The organism is Psychrobacter sp. P11G5, assembly GCF_001593305.1.
Taxonomy (GTDB): domain Bacteria; phylum Pseudomonadota; class Gammaproteobacteria; order Pseudomonadales; family Moraxellaceae; genus Psychrobacter.
Genome location: NZ_CP012533.1, coordinates 3,128,923 through 3,152,603, shown reverse-complemented (window position 1 = coordinate 3,152,603; position 23,681 = coordinate 3,128,923). Strand labels below are relative to the sequence as shown.

Genomic DNA, 23,681 nt, shown 5'->3' with positions numbered 1-23,681 from the left:
TGATGCTTGCGCAGTAACTGCGATTGCTATTAGTATAAAAGATACAAACACTTACTGCACATTAACCCTATATTTAGCCCATAAATAGTAAGCTTAATACTCTAATAATCAAGCGGGCCAAATACATTTACAACGAGGTTAGTTTTATTTAAGTCGACCACATTTGACTATCATAGCGCCATAACAAGTGAAGCAGTGTTTAGACCTGCTATGATACCAAAAAAACCGCTTTTCTGATGAAGAATATTATGACCAAACAACTATCAAGCACCCAGAATGAAACAGCTCCTAGCTCAGTAACGTTAGAGATACCAGCAGCAAAAATAGAAACCCATCCATTTGGTCCTGTTTTACCACCCAATGCCACGGTGATGATGATGGGAACTTTTCCACCGACAGCTGACAAATGGGCCATGAGTTTTCATTATCCTAACTTCTATAATGATATGTGGCGTATTTACGGGCGTGTGTTTTTTGATGATGCCAATTATTTTAGAGTCGGTGATGAAAAACGCTTTGATCCTGAGCGTATTCGCGACTTTATGTTCGAGCGCGGTATTGCTTCTTGTCCGACAGTAAAACAAGCTATTCGTGAAACGGGCAATGCCTCGGATAAGAATTTAACCGTTGTAACGCCTGTTGATTTAGACAATATCTTGCTACAAGTGCCAAAGGTTCAGACCTTATTTACGACAGGAGGCAAGGCAACCGAGGTATTACTTAACTTATTAGCTAAGCCACCTGCCAAGTCGAAGTATCCTAAGACCAATCAAAGTATGGATTATCCTTACCAATGGCAAAACGACCATAATAAAAAAACTGGTGTTAATAATCTCACCTTATACAGGTTGCCTTCAACTTCGCGCGCCTATCCTTTAGCGTTAGATAAAAAAGTCGCTGCCTATAAAGAATTTTTTAAAAAGATTGGCAAGCTATAAAAGTGTCATATATAGAAGGCTTTTATATAGAAGAGGTGAGCGATTTTAAGAAACAAAGGCCAGTTATGATAAAGGTAAAACTATTTTTGACGCTAACTGACTGATAAACAAGTAGTATTAATAATAAGGCTAGATAATCTCTAAAATAGCAGACAAACCCCCTTGACCCCCATCTTAAACCGCGTATAATGCGTCCCAGTCGGAAGGGAAGGCAGTTTAATAAGTGGTTCACCACTTATTGAGAACGCTTCTAGGTAAATTACTTTTAATTCAGTTTAAAATAAAATAATTTACTGCTTGACACTTCGTTAAAAGGGTCTATAATACGCCCCTCAATGAGACAAACGGCAATGATTGCAGTGTATTATTACACAACAATAACCCAATTAACTTATTGAAACGAAACGAAATAAAAGCTTGACAAATCAAATCATTATGATATGATAGTCAGCTCGCTTCAAGGCATAACCCATATGGTTTAAGTTGATGAAGTGGAAAGCAATACCCTATATATCAACTACTGGACGACAGTAGATTGACACTATTTAAAAGCATAACTAAAGAACAACTTGTGTGGATTTTTGCTGATTCAGAATGCTAAAAAATAAAGTTGACTATCTTTTCTTTTCGGGAAGATTATTAACTATAAAAATTATCATTTAAGACAGCAGAAAAACTCAAAGTTAATTCATTACGAACATAATTTTTAGCGATTTGCCAGATTAAATGAGCCAAGTTTAGAAGTCTCTTTAAAGGACTTCATAGCAAGATTAAACTGAAGAGTTTGATCATGGCTCAGATTGAACGCTGGCGGCAGGCTTAACACATGCAAGTCGAGCGGTAACATTTCTAGCTTGCTAGAAGATGACGAGCGGCGGACGGGTGAGTAATACTTAGGAATCTACCTAGTAGTGGGGGATAGCTCGGGGAAACTCGAATTAATACCGCATACGACCTACGGGAGAAAGGGGGCAGTTTACTGCTCTCGCTATTAGATGAGCCTAAGTCGGATTAGCTAGATGGTGGGGTAAAGGCCTACCATGGCGACGATCTGTAGCTGGTCTGAGAGGATGATCAGCCACACCGGAACTGAGACACGGTCCGGACTCCTACGGGAGGCAGCAGTGGGGAATATTGGACAATGGGGGCAACCCTGATCCAGCCATGCCGCGTGTGTGAAGAAGGCCTTTTGGTTGTAAAGCACTTTAAGCAGTGAAGAAGACTCCGTGGTTAATACCCACGGACGATGACATTAGCTGCAGAATAAGCACCGGCTAACTCTGTGCCAGCAGCCGCGGTAATACAGAGGGTGCAAGCGTTAATCGGAATTACTGGGCGTAAAGCGAGCGTAGGTGGCTTGATAAGTCAGATGTGAAATCCCCGGGCTTAACCTGGGAACTGCATCTGATACTGTTAGGCTAGAGTAGGTGAGAGGAAGGTAGAATTCCAGGTGTAGCGGTGAAATGCGTAGAGATCTGGAGGAATACCGATGGCGAAGGCAGCCTTCTGGCATCATACTGACACTGAGGCTCGAAAGCGTGGGTAGCAAACAGGATTAGATACCCTGGTAGTCCACGCCGTAAACGATGTCTACTAGTCGTTGGGTCCCTTGAGGACTTAGTGACGCAGCTAACGCAATAAGTAGACCGCCTGGGGAGTACGGCCGCAAGGTTAAAACTCAAATGAATTGACGGGGGCCCGCACAAGCGGTGGAGCATGTGGTTTAATTCGATGCAACGCGAAGAACCTTACCTGGTCTTGACATATCTAGAATCCTGCAGAGATGCGGGAGTGCCTTCGGGAATTAGAATACAGGTGCTGCATGGCTGTCGTCAGCTCGTGTCGTGAGATGTTGGGTTAAGTCCCGCAACGAGCGCAACCCTTTTCCTTAGTTACCAGCGGGTTATGCCGGGAACTCTAAGGATACTGCCAGTGACAAACTGGAGGAAGGCGGGGACGACGTCAAGTCATCATGGCCCTTACGACCAGGGCTACACACGTGCTACAATGGTAGGTACAGAGGGCAGCTACACAGCGATGTGATGCGAATCTCAAAAAGCCTATCGTAGTCCAGATTGGAGTCTGCAACTCGACTCCATGAAGTAGGAATCGCTAGTAATCGCGGATCAGAATGCCGCGGTGAATACGTTCCCGGGCCTTGTACACACCGCCCGTCACACCATGGGAGTTGATTGCACCAGAAGTGGATAGCTTAACCTTCGGGGAGGCGTTCACCACGGTGTGGTTGATGACTGGGGTGAAGTCGTAACAAGGTAGCCGTAGGGGAACCTGCGGCTGGATCACCTCCTTATAGATGGCATTCGGTCAGCAAGAATTCACAACAAGTTGTTCTTTAGTTTAAGCTAGTTTATTAAAGCCTAGGCGTGATATATATACGCTCTATAGGCCTGTAGCTCAGCTGGTTAGAGCACCGTGTTGATAACGCGGGGGTCGGCAGTTCAAGTCTGCCCAGGCCTACCATTATTTCAGGGGCCATAGCTCAGTTGGTAGAGCGCCTGCCTTGCACGCAGGAGGTCAACGGTTCGACTCCGTTTGGCTCCACCATATAATAAACTATTCTTTAGTATGCAAATAAATAAGTAGATGTATAAATAGAAACAAGTGATTCAGCCAATAGGCATTGATTACTTCTTTCTGTTTTATACAGAATCTGTGACTCGACGAGAGCACAGAGACTATTTAAAAACATAGATATGAGTCTGGGTTAGGAACACGTGTTCACGCGTTGTTTCTAACCTTAATAATCGACCTCTTAACGACATCAGTTGTTATCCCAGGGGTTGATTATTAAAAAAGTAAAGAGAACTGAATCAAGCGTATAAACATAGGTGATATCGTTATCATAATTAGATTGTAGAACACTTAGGAATCTAACTCTATTTATAGAGAAAGACTACTTGGGGTTGTATGGTCAAGTAATGAAGCGCACATGGTGGATGCCTTGGCAGTCAGAGGCGATGAAAGACGTGACAGCCTGCGATAAGCTTCGGGGAGGCGGCAATATCCTGTGATCCGGAGATTTCTGAATGGGGAAACCCACTTACCATAAGGTAGGTATCTTGTACTTGTACAAGAAGCGAACGAGGGGAAGTGAAACATCTCAGTACCCTTAGGAATAGACATCAAATGAGATTCCCCAAGTAGCGGCGAGCGAACGGGGAGAAGCCGATTAGTGCTAATGTAGAAGAACAGCGTGGGAAAGCTGACCGTAGTAGGTGATAGTCCTGTATTCGAAACATTAGCGTTAACATATTAAGTAGAGCGGGACACGAGAAATCCTGTTTGAAGATGGGGGGACCATCCTCCAAGGCTAAATACTCCTGACTGACCGATAGTGAACCAGTACCGTGAGGGAAAGGCGAAAAGAACCCCTGTGAGGGGAGTGAAATAGAACCTGAAACCGTGTGCGTACAAGCAGTGGGAGCCTTAATTTATTAGGGTGACCGCGTACCTTTTGTATAATGGGTCAGCGACTTATGTTCTGTAGCAAGGTTAACCGTTTAGGGGAGCCGTAGGGAAACCGAGTCTTAATAGGGCGTTTAGTTGCAGGGCATAGACCCGAAACCGAGTGATCTATCCATGAGCAGGTTGAAAGTGCCGTAACAGGCACCGGAGGACCGAACCCACTGTCGTTGAAAAGCCAGGGGATGACTTGTGGATAGGGGTGAAAGGCTAATCAAACTCGGTGATAGCTGGTTCTCCCCGAAAGCTATTTAGGTAGCGCCTCGGACGAACACCATTGGGGGTAGAGCACTGTTTCGGCTAGGGGGTCATACCGACTTACCAAACCGATGCAAACTCCGAATACCGATGAGTGATATCCGGGAGACACACAGTGGGTGCTAACGTCCATTGTGGAGAGGGAAACAACCCAGACCGCCAGCTAAGGCCCCAAATTCCTAGTTAAGTGGGAAACGAGGTGGGAAGGCATAGACAGCTAGGAGGTTGGCTTAGAAGCAGCCATCCTTTAAAGAAAGCGTAATAGCTCACTAGTCGAGTCGGCCCGCGCGGAAGATGTAACGGGGCTCAAACTAGGAGCCGAAGCTGCGGATTTGAATTTGTTTTCAAGTGGTAGGGGAGCGTTGTGTAAGCCTGTGAAGGTGTATCGTAAGGTATGCTGGAGGTATCACAAGAGCGAATGCTGACGTGAGTAACGATAATGCGAGTGAAAAGCTCGCACGCCGGAAGATCAAGGGTTCCAGTCCAACGTTAATCGGGGCTGGGTGAGTCGACCCCTAAGGCGAGGCCGAAAGGCGTAGTCGATGGGAAATCGGTTAATATTCCGATACTTGTTTATAATGCGATGGAGGGACGGAGAAGGTTATGTCAGCCTGGCGTTGGTTGTCCAGGTGAAAGGATGTAGGTTTATAGCTTAGGTAAATCCGGGCTATTTTATACCGAGATCTGATAGCAAGCTGTACTTGTACAGCGAAGTGGCAAATACCATGCTTCCAGGAAAAGCTTCTAAGCAATAGTTATAAACGAATCGTACCCTAAACCGACACAGGTGATCAGGTAGAGAATACCAAGGCGCTTGAGAGAACTCTGCTGAAGGAACTAGGCAAAATGGTACCGTAACTTCGGGAGAAGGTACGCTGTTGATGGTGATAGGACTTGCTCCTTGAGCTGTTGGCAGTCGCAGATACCAGGCTGCTGCAACTGTTTATTAAAAACACAGCACTCTGCAAACACGAAAGTGGACGTATAGGGTGTGATGCCTGCCCGGTGCTGGAAGGTTAATTGATGGGGTTAGCGTAAGCGAAGCTCTTGATCGAAGCCCCAGTAAACGGCGGCCGTAACTATAACGGTCCTAAGGTAGCGAAATTCCTTGTCGGGTAAGTTCCGACCTGCACGAATGGCATAATGATGGCAGCGCTGTCTCCAGCAGAGACTCAGTGAAATCGAAATCGCAGTGAAGATGCTGTGTACCCGCGGCTAGACGGAAAGACCCCGTGAACCTTTACTACAGCTTTACATTGAACTTTGACCTGACTTGTGCAGGATAGGTGGGAGGCTTTGAAGCCGAGACGCTAGTCTCGGTGGAGCCAATCTTGAAATACCACCCTGGTCATGTTGGGGTTCTAACTCAGGTATAACAATACCGAGGACAATGTATGGTGGGTAGTTTGACTGGGGCGGTCTCCTCCTAAAGAGTAACGGAGGAGTACGAAGGTGCGCTCAGACCGGTCGGAAATCGGTCGTAGAGTATAAAGGCAAAAGCGCGCTTAACTGCGAGACCCACAAGTCGAGCAGGTACGAAAGTAGGTCTTAGTGATCCGGTGGTTCTGTATGGAAGGGCCATCGCTCAACGGATAAAAGGTACTCTGGGGATAACAGGCTGATACCGCCCAAGAGTTCATATCGACGGCGGTGTTTGGCACCTCGATGTCGGCTCATCTCATCCTAGGGCTGAAGCAGGTCCTAAGGGTATGGCTGTTCGCCATTTAAAGAGGTACGCGAGCTGGGTTTAGAACGTCGTGAGACAGTTCGGTCCCTATCTACCGTGGGCGTTGGAAATTTGAGAGGATCTGCTCCTAGTACGAGAGGACCAGAGTGGACGAACCTCTGGTGTTCGGGTTGTCACGCCAGTGGCATTGCCCGGTAGCTACGTTCGGATGGGATAACCGCTGAAAGCATCTAAGCGGGAAGCCCACCTCAAGATTAGATTTCCCTAAAGAGCCGTTCAAGACTAGGACGTTGATAGGCAGGGTGTGGAAGCACAGCGATGTGTGTAGCTAACCTGTACTAATTGCTCGTTTGGCTTGACCATACAACACCCAAGTGGTTTGTATACAAGTCTAATTAATCTATCTTGTATGAGCTGTAGTGGCTTATAAAGTAAGAATATTTCGATATCACCTTAAACCTTGATTCAGTTAGGTTTATGTTGACAGGCCTCAAGTAATATTGAAGTCATAAGAACAACAACAGACTCATATCTAACCCCCTTTGCTGACGACAATAGCACGATGGCCCCACCTGATCCCTTCCCGAACTCAGAAGTGAAACATCGTTGCGCCAATGGTAGTGTGGGTCGGCCCATGTGAGAGTAGGTCATCGTCAGCTCTCTATTCCTAGAAAACCCCCAACGTTAATTCGTTGGGGGTTTTCTTTGTCTGGCTTATTAATAGCTTCTATTATTTAAAAACCTCATTATATCCAATGATTACATATCGAGTTTAAAAAAATAAACTGATTATGTCTATTTAATTTTATGGGATACTTCTATTATTCAGCTAAAATGATTTGACTTATATCATTATAACTGATAATTTTAAAGAGTATTTTTATTTATAAGCTATAACAAGTATCTCGTAACGTTATAGGAAAGTATTGTTTATGTAATGGATTTCGAATAAACTCTTAATAGTGTTACAAACAGAGTTTTATAATTAATTGGTTATTAAATATAAAGTCTTACTCCCTTTCACGTGATTATCAAAAGGAATTGATAATGAAGTTAGCTCCTCTTTTTTCAATAGGTGCATTGGCAGCCATGAGTCTTATTGGTTGTTCTAATCAAACGTCTGATAATGCTGATACTTCATCAGCTGCTTCTGAAGAAACTACTGTTCTGCGTTTTTCACATTTTTGGCCAGCTACATCTTCTATTAGTACAGAAGTATTTGAGCCTTGGGCTAAACAAATAGAAACAGATTCTAATGGCCGTCTAAAAGTTGAGTTGTATCCATCAGCTGGTCTTGCTAAAGCCGATGTGACTTATGAATCTGCTGCCAAAGGTACGATAGACATTGGTTCGCAAGCACATGGCTATACTAATGGTCGTTTCCCTCTAACTCAGATTACTGAGCTTCCTGGTTTATCTAATTCAGCCACTCAAATGGGCTGTATGTTACAAACCTTATATGATGATGGGACGCTTGCTGGTGAATATGAAGATTCGCATCTATTATTTATGTATGGTGCTGGACCTGGCTCTCTGCATACTACAGATAAATTGATTCGTACACCAGCAGATATGAAGGGTATGCGTATCCGTCGTCCTTCTGCAGTTGCTGGTGACATTATTGAAAGTGCTGGCGCTTCACCTGTAGGGTTACCTGCTAATGACATGTATACCTCTTTACAACGTGGTGTTGTTGATGGTTTGAGTTTCCCTTGGGAGGCAGTCACAGCTTTCAAAATTGATGAAATAACGAAGTATCATACTAATATTCCTTTTTATAGTTCAGCTCTTATGGTCACTATGAATAAGGACAAATATGAAAGTCTGCCAGATGATTTGAAAAAGGTTCTTGATAAAAACTCAGGTATGGCACTTGCCAATAAAGTCGGTGAAGTATTTGACAAGCATGATCAGATGGCAATACAAGCGGCTAGAGATAAAGGTGATGAAATTGTCGAAATCCCTGATCCACTTAACGATCCTGACTGGAAAGGTCCGCTTGAAAAAGGAACACAGAAATATCTTGCTGATGTCAATGCTTTAGGCTTGGATGCCGATGGTGTTTATGAAAAAGCCAAAGCCGCCAGTGCCGCCTGCAAAGTTTAACCCATTGAAGGCAGACCCCTTATGGCATTTTTAATCAAAATCAGCACCCTCATCTCCAGACTGTGCCAGTTTATTGGTGGCGTCAGTCTGGTCATCATCGTCTTAACCACCATGCTAGACGTCATTGCCCGCTATGTCTTTAAGCTTACGGGCGGTGAGTTTGGCTTTACCGTCAAAGGCAGCGTCGAGATCGTCTCCTACTTCATGTTGTTTGCGCTCCTTGGCGCCTTTGCCGCCTTTGTCGAACGCTCACAAATCATCGTCGACGTCTTTACCCAAAAAATGTCCCAAGCCATGAAAGGCTACATGATGGGCACCTTTATGATGGGCTTCTTTATTATCGGCATCGTCTTCACTTGGGGACTGTATGAAAGCGCCATTGACGCCATAGAATACGGCAAAGTCACCCAAGACCTGCGCATCTCCATGATGCCCATCTACGCCATCAGCGCCTTCTTAAGTCTACTGCTGGCCATACGCTCACTAATCGAATCCATCAACATCTTTAAAACGGGCGAGTTCTTTGACGCCGAGGAGACAGGCGCATGAGTCCAGAAACTATCGGAGCCATCGGCTTACTTGTCATGATTTTATTGGTGGTGGTTCGTGTCCCCGTCGCCCTTGCCATGTTAGGCGTCGGCCTGGTCGGCTTTGGCGCCGTCACCTCCACAGGGGGCGCTTTGCAAATGCTCAAAGACATCCCCGTTGACGTCTTAGCAAAGTATGACTTTAGTGCCATTCCTTTATTTATCTTAATGGGGGTCTTTGCCACCCATTCTGGTATGGCAGGCAAACTCTTTGAAGCCACCCGTACCATCTTTGGCGGGGTTAGAGGCAGCCTAGGGATTGCCGGTATTGGCTCCTCCGGCATCTTTGCCTCCATCTCAGGATCATCCCTAGCTACCGCCTCTACCATGACCAAAGTGGCCCTGCCGCAAATGGAGAAGTACGGCTATCAGCCAGGCTTTGCCTGCGGCATCTTAGCGGCTGGTGGTACCCTCGGTATTATGATCCCGCCCAGTATTGCCTTACTGGTCTATGCCATCTTAACTCAGCAGTCAGTCGGTGACATGTTTATCGCAGGCTTCCTGCCTGGCATGCTTGGCATGGTGATGTACTCAATCACTGTCATGATTATGGTGCGCTGGAAACCGCATTTAGCCCGTCGCGGAGAGCCAACCTCTTGGAAAGCCAAACTGTTATCACTGACAGGTTTGATCCCCTTTAGCTTTATCTTTATCGTCATTATTGCCGGTATTTTCTTTGGTCTGTTTACCCCAACCGAAGGGGCAGCAGTCGGCGCCTTTGTCTCTTGGGCCTATGCTGCAGCTAAAGGCATGCGTATGCAGGGGCTCAAGCAGTCATTGATTGAAACATTAGCACTGTCTGCAGTGGTGTTCTTTATGCTGCTCGGGGCAGAAGCACTCGGCTACTTTGTCTCAGTCTCGCGCCTGTCTTATTCGTTAGCGACGTGGATTGGGGGACTGGCAGTTAGTCCGATGATTGTTCTCATCTGCATCTTATTTATGTACTTCTTACTTGGGCTGTTTATGGATGCCCTAGCAATGCTGGTGATTACCATTCCAGTGGTGTTCCCGATTATTTTAGCGCTCGGCTATGATCCAGTCTGGTTCGGTATCATTGCAGTATTGACGGTGGAGCTTGGCCTCATTACGCCACCGATGGGAATGAATATCTTTGTGATTAAGGCGATGGCGCCGCATATTAAGCTGTCTGATATGTTTCGTGGGGTGGCACCATTCATTGTCTCTGATGTGATTCGACTGGTAATTCTGGTCGCTTTCCCGGCTATCTCTTTGGTGTTGTTGAATTAAAGATTAATGACGTAGATAGACTGAGTAGATAAGTATAAGTATAAGTATAAGTATAAGTAGGTAAGTATAAGCCTTTAGAATCAAATTGTGTTTTTCGGCCATATTGTTGCAATAACAATATGGCTTTTTTGTGGATTCACTATAAAGTCATTTACTCAGCTGATGCCGCATAAGATTAAAATAAACGTTAGAGCAGATAGTTAACCGTATTTATTACTTTAAACTTACTAACTACATTGTATTGCCGTATCAGTTCTTATGATTATAAGAACATAGAAGATGTAGTAAACTGGATACTTGGAGTTTTGAATGTATAAAAACATTATAAGTAGAGACACTTATGGCAGTTGATTTTAGTAATACTCTGATAGTTGCAATCTCTGCAACCGCGTTATTTGATCTATCAGAATCAGAAACTCATTTATTACAATTATTGCAGCAGCGACCTAATACTGCTGTTAAAGAATTTCGTGATTATATGGCAGCACGTGAGAACGACGATTTAAGTATTGGTGCAGGATATCCGCTCATTAAGGCATTGCTTAATCTAAACCAATATAGTCGTCAGCACACAGATTTAGACATCGAAGCACCTCTAGTTGAAGTAGTTATTGTCTCTAAAAGTAGCCCTGATACTGGTATTCAAGTATTAAACGCTATTCGTGAATATAAATTAAATATATCGCGCTCAGCTTTTATTTCGGGTAGTCCAGTCGCCCCCTATATTGCTGATTTCAACGTTGATTTGTTTTTGACAACCAATCGTGATGATGCCCAGCAAGTTGCAGATGCCAATATCTGTGCTTGTGCAATACTTGATGCGACTCCTGTAAATACCTATGAGCTTGACACTGAACAGCTGCGTATTGCTTTTGATGGTGACGCAGTGCTGTTTGATGATTCAGGGGAGTTACTATATAAGCAAAAAGGGTTACGTGCTTTTCATGAACGTGAAGCACAAATGCATGATTTGCCTATTGAGAAAGGCCCATATGCTGAGTTGTTAATTAAGCTCTCAAGCTTACAAGAACGACTACCAGCACGACTACATCATTGTCCGATAAAGATTGCACTAGTCACTGCACGTAATGCACCTGCCGACTTGCGAGCTATCAAGACGCTACGTGAGTGGGGAGTAGATGTCGATATGGCATTTTTTTTAGGAGGGCTTGAAAAGACAGCAGTACTCAAAACCTTTGCGCCCCATATCTTTTTTGATGATTCTATTCAGCATATCGATGCTGCGCGTAGCTTTGTGCCTACAGCATTGGTGCCTTATCATTCAGAGTCGTTATTACACGCTAACAGCTATTTAACGGCCAGTAAAGATGCTTCATCGCTGTCTTTTACACCTGTGCAGCATCCTTCTTCTTTAGTAGACCAATAATATGAAAATGTTTCAATCTAGAGCAATAAAGACTAAAGGAAAAGATAAGAGATGAATTGGCGACAATTATTAACGTTGGTTATGGTTCGGCTTAAGCAGGTTGTTGGTTTATATGCGTTTGTACTAGTGCCGATGTGGGGCATGTTTTTTTTGAATAAAGTTGCCCTATTTGGTATGTGGAACATTTTCGGTATCGTGCCACGTGCATTAGATATAGGCAGTATGATCGGTGTATTTGCCTCATGGACAATGCACGGAAATTTCGCCCATCTATTAGGCAATACGTTAACGTTATTACAGATTTTGTTTTTGTTTGGTCTATTTGAAAATAATGCCTATCGCACGGTTCTAAAGCTGATCGTCGCTTCGGGGTTAGTGACTTGGATCATTGGCTCACCATTATCCATTCATATCGGCGCATCAGGGCTTTGTTTCGCTATGCTTGGTTACATGATAGGAGGGGCAGTATTTGCTCGGCGTTGGGGATATTTGCTTGCATGCATTATCATGGGAACAGGCTATTGGCTCACTATCAAGCAAGGCTTAATGCCACAATCTGGTATCTCATTTGCGGCGCACTTCGGTGGTTTATGCGCCGGTTTACTGCTAGGAGCGAACTCAAAGCATGCTTATACAAGTATGAGTGATCGTTATTAGACTTTATTTAAGCACAAACTAATAAATAACGGATCATCTGTCGCCAATTCTCGCCATGCAGTAGTCTTTTTTACATGCTCATCAATTGTAAGCTTGCTACCTTTCTCTGGTAGCACATAATCTGCACGTGCAGGAGTGTTGCAGTCTACGACTTGTGCAATCTTTTGCACACTTCTACGTCTTTCAAACAGATATAAATTAACCAAATATACATTTGGATTATCTACTTGTACGCTGGCATTACCAGTATCTGCTGCTATAAAGCGTAATATCTGTGGTTTAGCATAAGACCATGGACGGAACCATTCTGTACTTTCAGCTGTTTTGACAACGTTCACACCTGCAGGTAGCTTACTCACTTGTTGATCGTACCAGTTATACTCTTGATGTATTTGAAAGCCAAAAATACCAATAGCGGCAAATAAAGGAATCAGCCATTTTGGTGCGCGTTTGCCAGCCAGTTTACTGAGATGAGTTATAACTAGTGCTAATCCAGCCATACCAAATGCAGCAGCGATGGTAGCGATAAACTCAAAAAGCATAAAATCTTCCTTAATGCGATAGGCACGTTTAATTAAACACGTTTAATAAATTAAAAACCTAAAATTATTTATTATAAATATGAGATAAAAAAATCACTCACAAGCAGCTGCTGCCTGTGAGTGATAGATATAACTATAAACGATATGTCTAGCAGCTAAGATTATTAATTAATCAATTAGTGATCAACAGCACCGCCAGCGCCACGTGGAGAACGTACGCTCTCAACCAACTCTTGGATATGGGCTGGTGGTGGCGCAGTAGCGTAAGATACAGCGAACGCTACGATAAAGTTAAGTAAGGCGCCAACCGCACCAAATGATAAGGGTGAGATACCAAATAACCAATACTCTTCAGTATCAGGGAAGTTAGCAGTACCACTAATGAAGAACCAACCTTTAAAGACAAAGATATACACTAAGATAGTAATTAAGCCTGTCAACATACCAGCGATAGCGCCTAGATTGTTAATACGCTTAGAGAAAATACCCATCATTAGTACAGGGAATAGTGATGCGCCTGCAATACCAAAGGCTAGTGCCACCACCTGTGCGGCAAACCCTGGTGGATTAATACCCAGATAAGTAGCTACTACGATCGCTACACCCATGGTGATACGAGCATATTTTAGCTCTTGTGCATCAGTGATATTTGGGTTTAGGTTACGTTTGATCAAGTCATGACTAATCGCTGATGAAATAGCAAGTAGTAGTCCAGCTGCTGTTGATAGTGCTGCTGCTAGACCACCTGCAGCGATAAGACCGATAACCCATGGTGGAAGATTCGCGATTTCTGGGTTAGCGAGTACTAAGATATCAGCATTTACATCAAGCTCGTTACCAGCCCAACCTGCATTTGCAAAGCGACCATCGACTTCTAGATCATGTGCTGCTTGTGCTTCTGCAACGGCTGTAGTTGCTGCTGCAACATCGCCACCTTCAGCTTCGGCAGTGTTCAATGCTAGCTGAGCTGCACCAAGTCCACTATCGCTATATAGCTGGATACGACCGTCATTGTTCAGATCGTTGTATTTAATGAGACCCGTATCTTCCCACGTTCTCATCCAATCTGGACGTTGATCATATTCTAAAGGCGCTTCAGCCACACCTTGTGGATAAACTGTGTCGATCAAATTTAGACGTGCCATAGCACCTACTGCTGGAGCAGTAAAGTACAATAACGAGATGAATACTAGTGTCCAACCTGCTGTCCAACGTGCATCAGCCACTTTAGGTACAGTGAAAAAGCGAATGATAACGTGTGGTAGACCTGCTGTACCTATCATTAGAGATAAAGTAAACAGTACCATATTCAATTTGTTAGGAACATCAGCCGTATAAGAGGCAAATCCTAAGTCGGTAACGACTTGGTTAAGCTTAGTCAAAATAGGGATGCCTGATTCGACATGGTTTGAGAACAAACCAAGGCCTGGAATCGGGTTACCCGTCAATTCAAGTGAGATAAACACCGCAGGGATGGTATAAGCAATCATTAGAACCACATATTGCGCAACCTGCGTGTATGTAATCCCTTTCATACCACCTAATACGGCATAGAAGAATACAACGATTGCCGCAATGATCAGACCAGTTGTGTTTTCAACTTCTAAGAAGCGTGAGAAAGCAACGCCAGCACCAGTCATCTGACCAATAACGTAAGTGGTTGATGCGACAATCAAGCAAACGACTGCAATCATAGCAGCAGTCTTCGAATAAAAGCGGTCACCGATGAAGTCAGGGACGGTAAATTTACCGAACTTACGTAGATAAGGTGCTAAGAGCATGGCCAATAGAACGTAACCACCTGTCCAACCCATCAAATAGGTAGAAGCGCCATAACCACTAGCAGCAATAAGACCTGCCATTGAAATGAATGACGCAGCACTCATCCAGTCAGCAGCTGTTGCCATACCGTTAACGACCGGATGTACGCCACCGCCAGCAACATAAAATTCACTAGTTGAACCTGCGCGCGCCCAGATAGCAATACCGAAGTATAAAGCGAAGGATAGACCTACAAAAATAATATTAATCGTAAATTGACTCATGCTCTATTCCTCGTCTACGCCATATTGTTTATCTAACTTATTCATACGCCAAGCGTAAAAGAAAATTAAGATGATAAATACCCCAATAGACCCCTGTTGAGCGAACCAAAAGCCTAAATCAGTACCACCAATTTTGATACCTGCTAAGAGAGGACGTAAAAGAATAGCAAAACCATAAGAACATAGTGCCCAAATAAATAGGCTACCTAAGATAAGACGAATATTGGCGCGCCAATAACCGGATGGATCGTTGTGGTTCTCCATAGGACAACTCCTTTTGCCTGACATAAATACAAGATTATTGATTGGAGCCTAACAAGTCACTTTGGTTTAGCGTATACCATCTAAGGCAGTATTGTTTATATCGTAATTATAAAGCCATACGGCATAAACAACTAAAACAGAATGATCAACTAGTATCAATAATCAAAAGTTACTAACAACATGAGCAAGTTTTACACTATCTTTTATAAGACTAAAGCCTTGTAAGAAATAATAGCAACTGGCTCGATACCACTGAAAATAGATTGTAAGGTACTAAATTTAATATTGTAGATACTGAGTAACATTATAAATAGGTTGGTTGTATTCATAGATGAAGGTATATGTGGTATAACGTTCCGCTGTTTTCTTTATCTCGTCTTCCTGACGACGTTATTTGTAAGAAATCTTTCAATCTAAGTCTAAAATATCTAAAAATAAGAATTCAAACTAAGTTCTATAGGGGTTTATTGCCCTAAGATAAATATTGTTTTTATTATTAAGTTTAATTATTAAATCTAATCATTTGAGCCAATTAAATTTTGTATGTGCAGTTAATGTTTATTACAATAAGTGGATATGTATATACGAATTATCTTAAATAAATAAGGGTATTATATTGGCAATACCAGTCAAACAAACATAGACGTTGACCTAGTACTAAACTGGATAGTCATAAACTTATTAGGAATATATACAAAATTTGTGTAATTAACAATAAGTAAATTTAAATTACTTATTGTAACTAAATGTTTATTTAACAGAAATTTAACTCAATCTACACCAAAAATAACGCTGATAGTGATTGTCAATCTATCGTTTTAGGTTAAAAGTCTTAAAATTCCATAAATATATTAATGATTATATTCATTATATGCCATTTATATTATAAATAAAAAATTGAAAAATATAATACAGGTTGATAGTAGGCCTTTAAATACTGACAATCTAAAGAAATTCATTGAATAGCTAAGAAATCTTATTCTAGTTTAGATCCATTATCTTTTGGCTGAACAGAGTAAAAGAGCTAAAACCATCATAGTAAGTTAAAATACAAATACAGAAGTGCTATGTGCAGTTATTGTGTATGTAAGGATATGAGACGCTTTGAAAAGTGATCGAAAATAACCTTCGTATTACTGGTTGTTCATGTAGTTGCTCTATAGATTTTGGTGTGGAAATAATAAGTACAGAATTAGTAGGTAGAAAATACAAGTTTACGATGTGATTCAAAGCATCACTAATATATGAAATGAAGGTGAAAAAATGGGTGAAGGGATAGCAGGTCTGTTTAATAGCATCGTAAATTATGGTGTTAGTATAATTTGGGGTAACAATGATTGGTTGATTGTTAATAACCCTTGGTATGGGCTGTTAATGTTCGTACTAATTGGTGCTGGTCTTTATTTTACTATTGCCACACGCTTTATTCAGTTTCGACACTTTGGACACATGTGGAAGTTGTTACGTGTCTCTAACCAAGGACGCAAAGATGGTGGTATCAGCTCCTTTGAGGCCTTAATGACGTCTCTTGCAGCGCGTGTTGGTACTGGTAACTTGGCAGGGGTAGCGATTGCTATCTATCTTGGTGGGCCAGGGGCTGTGTTTTGGATGTGGATGACTGCGATCGTCGGGATGTCGACCAGCTTCATCGAGTCAACCCTAGCGCAAGCATATAAAGTACCACATAATGACAATGTTTATCGCGGTGGACCCGCTTATTATATTGAGAAAGGCTTAGGTAAGCGCTGGCTGGCGATATTTTTCTCGTTATGTTTGCTAGTCGCCTTCGGTTTAGCTTTTAATGGTGTGCAGTCAAACACCATCGCACAGGCAACTAATGAAGCTTTCGGTATTCCAACGTGGATGACGGGTATCGTATTGGTAGTATTGGTAGCACCAGTAGTATTCGGTGGCTTACGTTCGGTTGCGCGTATCGCGGGTAAAATCGTACCAGTAATGGCTATCTTGTATATCTTATTAGCACTATTTATTATCGTTACTAACTTTAGCCAATTCCCAGCAGCGATTGCCTTGATTGTGAAGTCAGCATTTGGTTTTGAGCAAGCAGCAGGTGGGGTGATTGGTTATGGTATTGCTCAGGCTATGATTAATGGTATCAAGCGTGGTTTGTTCTCTAACGAAGCAGGTATGGGTTCAGCACCTAACGCTGCGGCGACTGCGAAAAGTCATCCTGACCATCCAGCAGTACAAGGGTTTATGCAAATGTTGGGTGTCTTCATGGACACGTTAATAATTTGTACTGCAACTGCGTCAATCATTATCTTATCTGGCGTGGTCGATCCTAATGTTGAGCAAGAAGGTATCCAGCTGACTCAGTTAGCACTATCGCAGTATGTTGGTGATTTGGGTGTTATATTCGTCGCGATTGCTATTTTCTTTTTCTCATTTACGTCAATTATCGCCAATTATAGCTACGGCGAGTCAAATCTTGAATTCATCTCTGGCGCCAAAAATGCCAAAGTGATGATTATGATATTCCGCTTCATGGTCTTAGGTATGGTGTTCGTTGGTGCAATTGCTAGCCTACCAGCGATATGGAATTTTGCTGACTTATCAATGGGTCTTATGGCCTTGACCAACTTAATAGCTATTCTAATTTTGTCACCTGTGGCACTAAGAATATTGCGCGACTATGAGCGTCAAGTCAAAGAAGGCAAAACGGGTGATCAGATCAAATTCAATCCTGATGACTTTGTGAAGTTAAAAGACGAAGCTAATCGCGATGCTTGGACCGATTAGCCTTTGCTATTGAGTTATTACATGTATGAGCATTAAAAAAACCGCCCTTATTATTAAGAGCGGTTTTTTATTAAGCTATATCTATATCAATGATGGTTTACATGTTTGGATAGTTAGGACCGCCGCCGCCTTCTGGCGTTACCCATGTGATGTTTTGTGAAGGATCTTTGATATCGCAAGTTTTGCAATGTACACAGTTTTGCGCATTGATGACAAACTTAGCGCCTTCAGCATCTTTTACCACTTCATAGACACCAGCTGGGCAGTATAAACGCGCTGGCTCAGCATACAAAGGTAGATTAATAGAAACAGGTACAGTAGGATCCGTTAACTTTAAATGCGTTGGCTGGTTCTCTGCATGGTTAGTGTTAGAGATAAATACTGACGATAATTTATCAAACACCAGCTTACCATCAGGCTTAGGATAAACTGGCTGATAGGCATGGGCCGCACGCTCTAGCTGATCGTAATCCTTTAAGTTATCATGAATAGTCAATGGCATCTTGCCACGTAGAATATTTTGGTCGATAAAGTTAAAGGCCCCACCCATCCATTGACCCATACGGTGCATGGCAGGAGCAAAGTTACGTGCTTCATAGTTATCTTGATACAGCCATGACTCTCTATACATAGTGCTGTAGGCGACTACATCATCATGCTGACGGTCGGCCTTTAATGCTTCGAAAATAGCTTCAGCAGCGAGCATGCCTGACTTCATAGAGGTATGTGTACCTTTAATCTTCGCAGGATTCAAGAAGCCAGCATCATCACCGACAAGTACACCACCTGGGAAAGTGAATTTCGGTAAAGAGTTAAGGCCACCTTTGGTTAAAGCGCGTGCCCCATAAGAGATACGCTTACCACCTTCTAAAACGTTGCGAATGAGCGGATGCAGTTTGAGGCGCTGCATTTCATCAAACGGTGACATATATGGGTTGGAGTAGGACAGATCGATGACCATACCAAAGCTGACTTGGTTGTTTTCATCAAAGTACAACCACCAGCCGCCAGTAGAACCAGTATCAGTTAATGGCCAACCTGAGCCATGCATGACCACACCTTGCTCATGCTTATCTGGCGTCACTTCCCATAGCTCTTTTAGACCAATACCATAATGCTGTGGGTCAGAATCTTTATCAAGACCAAATCGGCTGATTAAGCGCTTACCAAGGTGACCACGGCAGCCTTCAGCAAAAATAGTATATTTGGCCAGTAACTCATAACCCGGCTCAAAACTAGACTTGGCTTCACCGTCAGCTGCAACGCCCATATCACCCGTCAATATACCTTTTACTGAGCCATCATCATTATATAAGATGTCAGAAGCAGGGAAGCCTGGGAACATCATAACTTCTAGCTCCTCGGCCTGCTCAGCGAGCCAGCGTACGACATTAGCTAGCGAGACGATATAGTTGCCTTCATTGTGCATACTAGCTGGGATGATTGAATCCATAAGTTTGGTACTTTTGGTCGCAGAACCAAGCATATAGACACGATCTTCAATCGCTGGCACATTTAAAGGCGCGCCTTTGGCTTTCCAGTCAGGTATTAACTCATCCAAGGCGCGTGGCTCAATAACAGCGCCAGATAAAATATGCGCACCAAACTCAGAGCCTTTTTCGACGACACATACCATAAACTCGTCGTTGCCTGCTTCGATTGCCAACTGCTTTAAACGAATAGCCGCTGATAGACCAGAAGGTCCGCCACCTACGACAATTACATCAAACTCCATTGATTCGCGCTCAATTTCACGCTCTACTGGAGCAGGCTCAGGAGCTGTTTCAGCAGGTGCTTTGTCAACTGGGTTGTGTTCGACGGCTTCTTCTTCAACCGCTTCTTCAGCTACAACAGTTTCGGCTGGAATCTCTTCAGCGGGAGTATTTTCAACAACATCTTGAGTCGCTTCTGTGGACTCTGGTTTTGTCATATTTGGATTCGATGTATTTGGTTTGGTCGTGTCTACAGTTGCTGGCGTGTCAGTATTGACGATATCAGCATCAACGACTGGCGTTTGTTTATCTTGCTCTTGCATACCTACTCCTAAACTCTATAGTGGCTTGTCTATGGGTATCATTGGGGGCGCAATTAAATAATATGGCTTGCGACACGGTTACCTCTCAGACATGTGGCTGCCCGATAAAAACTGTCTTTGCGGCATTAATCGACAATATCGTGATTGAGATCATATTAATGAACAACATAGTAAGGGATGATTAAAACGACATACCTATCATCATTTTAATAAAAAATCGTTACTCATTATAAAAGAAAAGTCCTACAAACACGATACGCATTTATAGATATCGGTGTTAAGGTAAGACTAATACGATGAGCATACAAAGTCTAATCGTTTTATCATACCCGAAACTAAAATTAATAGTAATGCTGTCGTTGCCAAACTCTGACTAATATTAGGAAATAACGCTATGAGCAGTAAGATAAATAATGGTGTTGATGCTGGCAATTCAGCAAGTAGTTCTATAGCTGACAACGTAAATAATAGTGGAACCACCCAAGATTTGAGCAATTTAGATTCCCTTAGTAACTACTTAAAGTCTTCAGCCGGTACGCGTCAAGGACGTTCTATACCACCTCTTGATGAGTGGCATCCAGAGCAGGTTGCTGATATGGATTTGGTCATTAAGGCCAATGGCGAATGGTGGCACGAAGGTGGCTTGGTGACCCGTCAGTCATTGGTGAGTCTATTTGCGACTATTCTGTGGAAAGAAGAGAGTAATGGTACTTGTGAGTATTTTTTAAAGACTCCAGTGCAAAAGTTGCGCATTCAAGTTGAAGATGTACCGTTATTGATTAATGATGTGGGCATTGTCACTGAGAATGGAGTAAGCTGGTTAGAGTTTACAACCACGACTGGTGATGTGGTACGTCTAGATAACGAGCACCCTATTGAACTACGCTCTTATAAGCCAACCGTAGCTCAAGAAGATATTGCAAAAGAGCAAGTGCGTCCTTATATGCTTGTTCGCAACGACTTAACGGCCCTCATCGGTCGTAATACGTTTTATCACTTAACAGAAATTGGTAAGTTGACAGAGCAGAACGATGAAGTGATACTCACTTTAGAAAGTGGTGGCAAGTCTTATCAACTATTAATGCCTGATAGCTAATTCTTCACTTTTTGTAGCATGAATTAATGTACAAAACTGTGTGCTAGACGCTAGCATGTTTTAAAATAGGTATGTTTTATAGTCTTCCTCTATTAAATTGCATGGCAATACACTGTGAACCAATATATCCAGCCTACTAGGCAATATCTCAATTATAAAATATACCATAATGGCAGTACTATCCTATGAGTACTGCCGATTCCGTCTCGCCTTCAATAACGTATAGACTCTCTGCTAATGATAGAGCATTTATCAATAAACCCTTTGTTGATGACAGTCTTTTGGTTAGCAAAGGCAGGTCAGCGAATATAGCTAACAGTAAAACTAGCTCGGCACCGATTGGTCTATTTGACTCAGGGATAGGTGGTCTTTCTGTTTATCTGCATTTAGCACAGCAGCTGCCTGCTGAACGTTATATTTATTATGCTGATACTCTGCACGTACCGTATGGCAATCGTGATAGCCAAGATATTGAAAAACTGACACTAGTAGCAGTAGAATGGCTATACCAAAGAGGCTGTAAACTCATCGTTATTGCTTGTAACAGTGCTTCTGCTCATGGGCTAGAAGCGGCACGTCGCCATTATCCAAACCTTCCTATTGTTGGTTTAGTACCAGCACTCAAGCCTGCTGTAATAGCTAGCAATAGTGGTCATGTGGCAGTACTGGCTACCAAAGCTACTTTAGATGGAACATTGCTCAATCAAGTTATTACTAATATTGCGATGCCCAATGGTACTCAAGTAACCAAATACTTTGATCCGCAGCTGGTGCCGTGGGTAGAGTCTGGAATGCCAGAGACATCTGAGGTCGCGCAACGTTTACGACAACAAGTACAATGTTTTGCGCATATTGGGGTCGATTACCTAGTGTTAGGGTGTACTCATTATCCTTTTTTTAAAGAGTTTTTGATTAATGAGATTAAAGCGCAGCAATTAGCTATACAAGTGGTAGACTCAGGACAGGCCATCGCCGCACGTGTACAGTCTTTGCTTGCTGAAAAAAACCTATTAGCTCAAGCCAAGGTTTCAGTAACGACTCATAATAACGAAAGACCGCCACTGATTTTTTATGCAACTAAACATGATGATAAGCTGGATAGGTTGATAACGCGTCTTTTAGGGGTGCAAACACAAATCCAGTATATGCTTTGATTGTTAGGCTGAGTCTTCGTACATTAATTTATAGCAGTTCACCATACTATCATTATCAGAATAATTCACTATTAGAATAATTGACATAAAGCACTCACAAACTGCCTGTATTTTGCTAAGATTGTGCTAGGTTAAAGTTTGTAAAAAATAAGTTGTTTAGGCGCTTTTGACTGTCATTACTATCATTGTCGTTGTAGAGGTTATATTGCAAAGTCGTCGCTATCACGTTCATATAATATGCGTAGCCCATGAGCAGCCGTTAGTATTAGACGGTTTGGCAGTGTTTTTTCAATCGCGTGCGTTTTTAACTTATGATATTTCGCCTAGACTGCCGCAAGCCTCTTTATATGGGCGGCAATGTATTGACTCTTGCGATCATACGGTCGTTATTGTAGGTGACAGCTATGGCACGACACAGAATTTAGGGGTCAGCCAAATGCATCTGAGCTATTTGAGTGCTAAAGCGAAGCTCAAACCCATGCTCATTTTTATTAAATCTCAAAGTCACGATATTGACACGGGTCGTCAACTGCATGATTTTACCCGTCTGGTCGAGCAACAAGTAGAAGATGTCTATTATTATGATGACAATACTAATATCGATGAGCTTCTCAAGACCGCTTATAACAATGTAGCTGCTAAATGGAATCTGAGACCAAGCTGGGTAAAAGCAGATGATATTAAAGAGCCTCTCATACAGAGTAATTTAACTCAGCAAGGCTCTACGCTAGAAACGGGTACTCCTACTGACGTAATTCGTAAATCCTATAATCCTACCGACAATCTCATTAGCCCGCCAACTGAAAGCGATGATGTGACGGATAACGTAACGCAATCAATTAATCTATTAGAAAAATTCGATATGAAGTACAGTGCTCAAGCATATGAGGGTGGTAACTTAAGCGATATTACAATGACAACGAGTCTGACTTGGGAACAAGTGTTACATGCGCTGGTACGAATGCCTGGGGCTTTTTCCAGCCACGGTTTACAAGGCTGTCTAAATCGCTTAATCGCTGTTAAGGCAGATAAAGATATCAAAAAAAAGATGCCCAATGTTCATGCAGTCTCGCGCTGTCAAATTGCTCAAGATGACTTAAACAAATTACAGAACCTATTAATTGCTGCGAATTGGATTCAATTGACAGCTTCAGGTGCAAGAACGTCGCAAGAATTATGGAAGCTAACTTTCTATGCTAAAAAGCTATTTGAAGAGAACCAACAGTAAGTAAATCTACTAATCTACTCTGTACGTTAAATTATTCATATAAATGCATTATTAATGTTTACCTTTCATAGTATTTAGCCGACAAAATCAGTAAGTGCTATCGTTGTCTATGATAGACAATGACAGACTACGTTTTGTAATACAAAGCATACGTGTCAGCGGTTGTTAATCTATTATACACTGGCGATAATAGGGTAGTAGATAAG

14 protein-coding genes, 2 tRNA genes and 3 rRNA genes are annotated in these 23,681 nt (G+C 42.6%); 15 read left to right on the top strand and 4 right to left on the bottom strand.

Annotated elements, in window-relative coordinates; translation table 11 throughout:
• Nucleotides 1–371 precede the first annotated feature (371 nt).
• The 11 genes from AK825_RS12880 to AK825_RS12830 all read left to right on the top strand — a co-directional run bounded on the left by AK825_RS12880 (nucleotide 372) and on the right by AK825_RS12830 (nucleotide 12,351).
• Nucleotides 372–938 carry a DNA glycosylase gene (locus tag AK825_RS12880; RefSeq protein WP_346243091.1) on the top strand — a complete coding sequence of 189 codons (567 nt, stop codon included), beginning with the start codon at nucleotides 372–374 and terminating at the stop codon, nucleotides 936–938.
• A 772-nt stretch (nucleotides 939–1,710) separates the two neighbouring features.
• Nucleotides 1,711–3,249 (top strand): 16S ribosomal RNA (locus AK825_RS12875).
• Between the two features lie 93 nt (nucleotides 3,250–3,342).
• A tRNA-Ile gene (locus tag AK825_RS12870) sits at nucleotides 3,343–3,419 on the top strand.
• Nucleotides 3,420–3,427: 8 nt separating this feature from the next.
• Nucleotides 3,428–3,503 (top strand) — tRNA-Ala (locus AK825_RS12865).
• A gap of 365 nt (nucleotides 3,504–3,868) precedes the next feature.
• Nucleotides 3,869–6,729, top strand: a 23S ribosomal RNA gene (locus tag AK825_RS12860).
• Between the two features lie 181 nt (nucleotides 6,730–6,910).
• A 5S ribosomal RNA gene (rrf, locus tag AK825_RS12855) occupies nucleotides 6,911–7,025 on the top strand.
• Together the 16S, 23S and 5S rRNA genes with 2 tRNA genes alongside form the textbook arrangement of a ribosomal RNA operon.
• Before the next feature lie 388 nt (nucleotides 7,026–7,413).
• On the top strand, nucleotides 7,414–8,472 hold the full coding sequence (locus AK825_RS12850) for a TRAP transporter substrate-binding protein (RefSeq protein ID WP_068038177.1): 1,059 nt from the start codon (nucleotides 7,414–7,416) through the stop codon (nucleotides 8,470–8,472).
• A 21-nt stretch (nucleotides 8,473–8,493) separates the two neighbouring features.
• On the top strand, nucleotides 8,494–9,021 hold the full coding sequence (locus AK825_RS12845; RefSeq protein ID WP_068038174.1) for a TRAP transporter small permease subunit: 528 nt from the start codon (nucleotides 8,494–8,496) through the stop codon (nucleotides 9,019–9,021).
• On the top strand, nucleotides 9,018–10,307 hold the full coding sequence (locus AK825_RS12840; protein ID WP_068038172.1) for a TRAP transporter large permease: 1,290 nt from the start codon (nucleotides 9,018–9,020) through the stop codon (nucleotides 10,305–10,307). The genes AK825_RS12845 and AK825_RS12840 overlap by 4 nt, the downstream gene beginning before the upstream one ends.
• A 340-nt stretch (nucleotides 10,308–10,647) precedes the next feature.
• Nucleotides 10,648–11,694, top strand: a complete 1,047-nt coding sequence (locus AK825_RS12835) for a 5'-nucleotidase (RefSeq protein WP_068038170.1) — start codon at nucleotides 10,648–10,650, stop codon at nucleotides 11,692–11,694.
• A gap of 51 nt (nucleotides 11,695–11,745) precedes the next feature.
• On the top strand, nucleotides 11,746–12,351 hold the full coding sequence (locus AK825_RS12830) for a rhomboid family intramembrane serine protease (RefSeq protein ID WP_068038167.1): 606 nt from the start codon (nucleotides 11,746–11,748) through the stop codon (nucleotides 12,349–12,351).
• On the opposite strand, the gene AK825_RS12825 is transcribed toward AK825_RS12830, so the two are convergent.
• The 3 genes from AK825_RS12825 to AK825_RS12815 all read right to left on the bottom strand — a co-directional run bounded on the left by AK825_RS12825 (nucleotide 12,348) and on the right by AK825_RS12815 (nucleotide 15,202).
• Nucleotides 12,348–12,893, bottom strand: a complete 546-nt coding sequence (locus AK825_RS12825; protein ID WP_068038164.1) for a hypothetical protein — start codon at nucleotides 12,891–12,893, stop codon at nucleotides 12,348–12,350. The two genes, AK825_RS12830 and AK825_RS12825, sit on opposite strands and share 4 nt — an antisense overlap.
• 176 nt (nucleotides 12,894–13,069) lie before the next feature.
• A complete protein-coding gene (locus AK825_RS12820; RefSeq protein ID WP_068038161.1) occupies nucleotides 13,070–14,938 on the bottom strand; it encodes a sodium:solute symporter family protein in 1,869 nt (622 codons plus the stop codon).
• A gap of 3 nt (nucleotides 14,939–14,941) precedes the next feature.
• On the bottom strand, nucleotides 14,942–15,202 hold the full coding sequence (locus AK825_RS12815) for a DUF4212 domain-containing protein (RefSeq protein WP_068038159.1): 261 nt from the start codon (nucleotides 15,200–15,202) through the stop codon (nucleotides 14,942–14,944).
• Nucleotides 15,203–16,465: 1,263 nt separating this feature from the next.
• On the opposite strand from AK825_RS12815, the gene AK825_RS12810 reads away from it, so the two are divergent.
• Complete coding sequence (locus tag AK825_RS12810; protein ID WP_068038156.1) at nucleotides 16,466–17,962, top strand: alanine/glycine:cation symporter family protein; 1,497 nt, start codon at nucleotides 16,466–16,468, stop codon at nucleotides 17,960–17,962.
• Nucleotides 17,963–18,059: 97 nt separating this feature from the next.
• On the opposite strand, the gene AK825_RS12805 is transcribed toward AK825_RS12810, so the two are convergent.
• Nucleotides 18,060–19,697 carry an electron transfer flavoprotein-ubiquinone oxidoreductase gene (locus tag AK825_RS12805; RefSeq protein WP_068039508.1) on the bottom strand — a complete coding sequence of 546 codons (1,638 nt, stop codon included), beginning with the start codon at nucleotides 19,695–19,697 and terminating at the stop codon, nucleotides 18,060–18,062.
• A gap of 694 nt (nucleotides 19,698–20,391) precedes the next feature.
• Between AK825_RS12805 and AK825_RS12800 the strand changes: the two genes are divergently transcribed.
• The 3 genes from AK825_RS12800 to AK825_RS12790 all read left to right on the top strand — a co-directional run bounded on the left by AK825_RS12800 (nucleotide 20,392) and on the right by AK825_RS12790 (nucleotide 23,475).
• Nucleotides 20,392–21,093: a DUF1285 domain-containing protein gene (locus AK825_RS12800; RefSeq protein WP_068038153.1), complete on the top strand. Its 702-nt coding sequence runs from the start codon at nucleotides 20,392–20,394 to the stop codon at nucleotides 21,091–21,093.
• A 185-nt stretch (nucleotides 21,094–21,278) separates the two neighbouring features.
• Nucleotides 21,279–22,247, top strand: coding sequence for a glutamate racemase (gene murI, locus AK825_RS12795; protein WP_082787255.1), 969 nt, complete (start codon nucleotides 21,279–21,281; stop codon nucleotides 22,245–22,247).
• 166 nt (nucleotides 22,248–22,413) lie between these two features.
• Nucleotides 22,414–23,475, top strand: a complete 1,062-nt coding sequence (locus AK825_RS12790) for a DUF4062 domain-containing protein (RefSeq protein WP_227514076.1) — start codon at nucleotides 22,414–22,416, stop codon at nucleotides 23,473–23,475.
• Nucleotides 23,476–23,681 lie beyond the last annotated feature (206 nt).

Bases quoted from the DNA above. Each gene is read 5' to 3' on its own strand.
- AK825_RS12825 (WP_068038164.1), bottom strand. From the start codon at position 12,893: ATGCTTTTTGAGTTTATCGCTACCATCGCTGCTGCATTTGGTATGGCT.
- AK825_RS12800 (WP_068038153.1), top strand. From the start codon at position 20,392: ATGAGCAGTAAGATAAATAATGGTGTTGATGCTGGCAATTCAGCAAGT.
- AK825_RS12845 (WP_068038174.1), top strand. From the start codon at position 8,494: ATGGCATTTTTAATCAAAATCAGCACCCTCATCTCCAGACTGTGCCAG.
- murI (WP_082787255.1), top strand. From the start codon at position 21,279: ATGAGTACTGCCGATTCCGTCTCGCCTTCAATAACGTATAGACTCTCT.
- AK825_RS12820 (WP_068038161.1), bottom strand. From the start codon at position 14,938: ATGAGTCAATTTACGATTAATATTATTTTTGTAGGTCTATCCTTCGCT.
- AK825_RS12815 (WP_068038159.1), bottom strand. From the start codon at position 15,202: ATGGAGAACCACAACGATCCATCCGGTTATTGGCGCGCCAATATTCGT.
- AK825_RS12835 (WP_068038170.1), top strand. From the start codon at position 10,648: ATGGCAGTTGATTTTAGTAATACTCTGATAGTTGCAATCTCTGCAACC.
- AK825_RS12830 (WP_068038167.1), top strand. From the start codon at position 11,746: ATGAATTGGCGACAATTATTAACGTTGGTTATGGTTCGGCTTAAGCAG.
- AK825_RS12850 (WP_068038177.1), top strand. From the start codon at position 7,414: ATGAAGTTAGCTCCTCTTTTTTCAATAGGTGCATTGGCAGCCATGAGT.
- AK825_RS12810 (WP_068038156.1), top strand. From the start codon at position 16,466: ATGGGTGAAGGGATAGCAGGTCTGTTTAATAGCATCGTAAATTATGGT.
- AK825_RS12880 (WP_346243091.1), top strand. From the start codon at position 372: ATGATGATGGGAACTTTTCCACCGACAGCTGACAAATGGGCCATGAGT.
- AK825_RS12805 (WP_068039508.1), bottom strand. From the start codon at position 19,697: ATGGAGTTTGATGTAATTGTCGTAGGTGGCGGACCTTCTGGTCTATCA.
- AK825_RS12840 (WP_068038172.1), top strand. From the start codon at position 9,018: ATGAGTCCAGAAACTATCGGAGCCATCGGCTTACTTGTCATGATTTTA.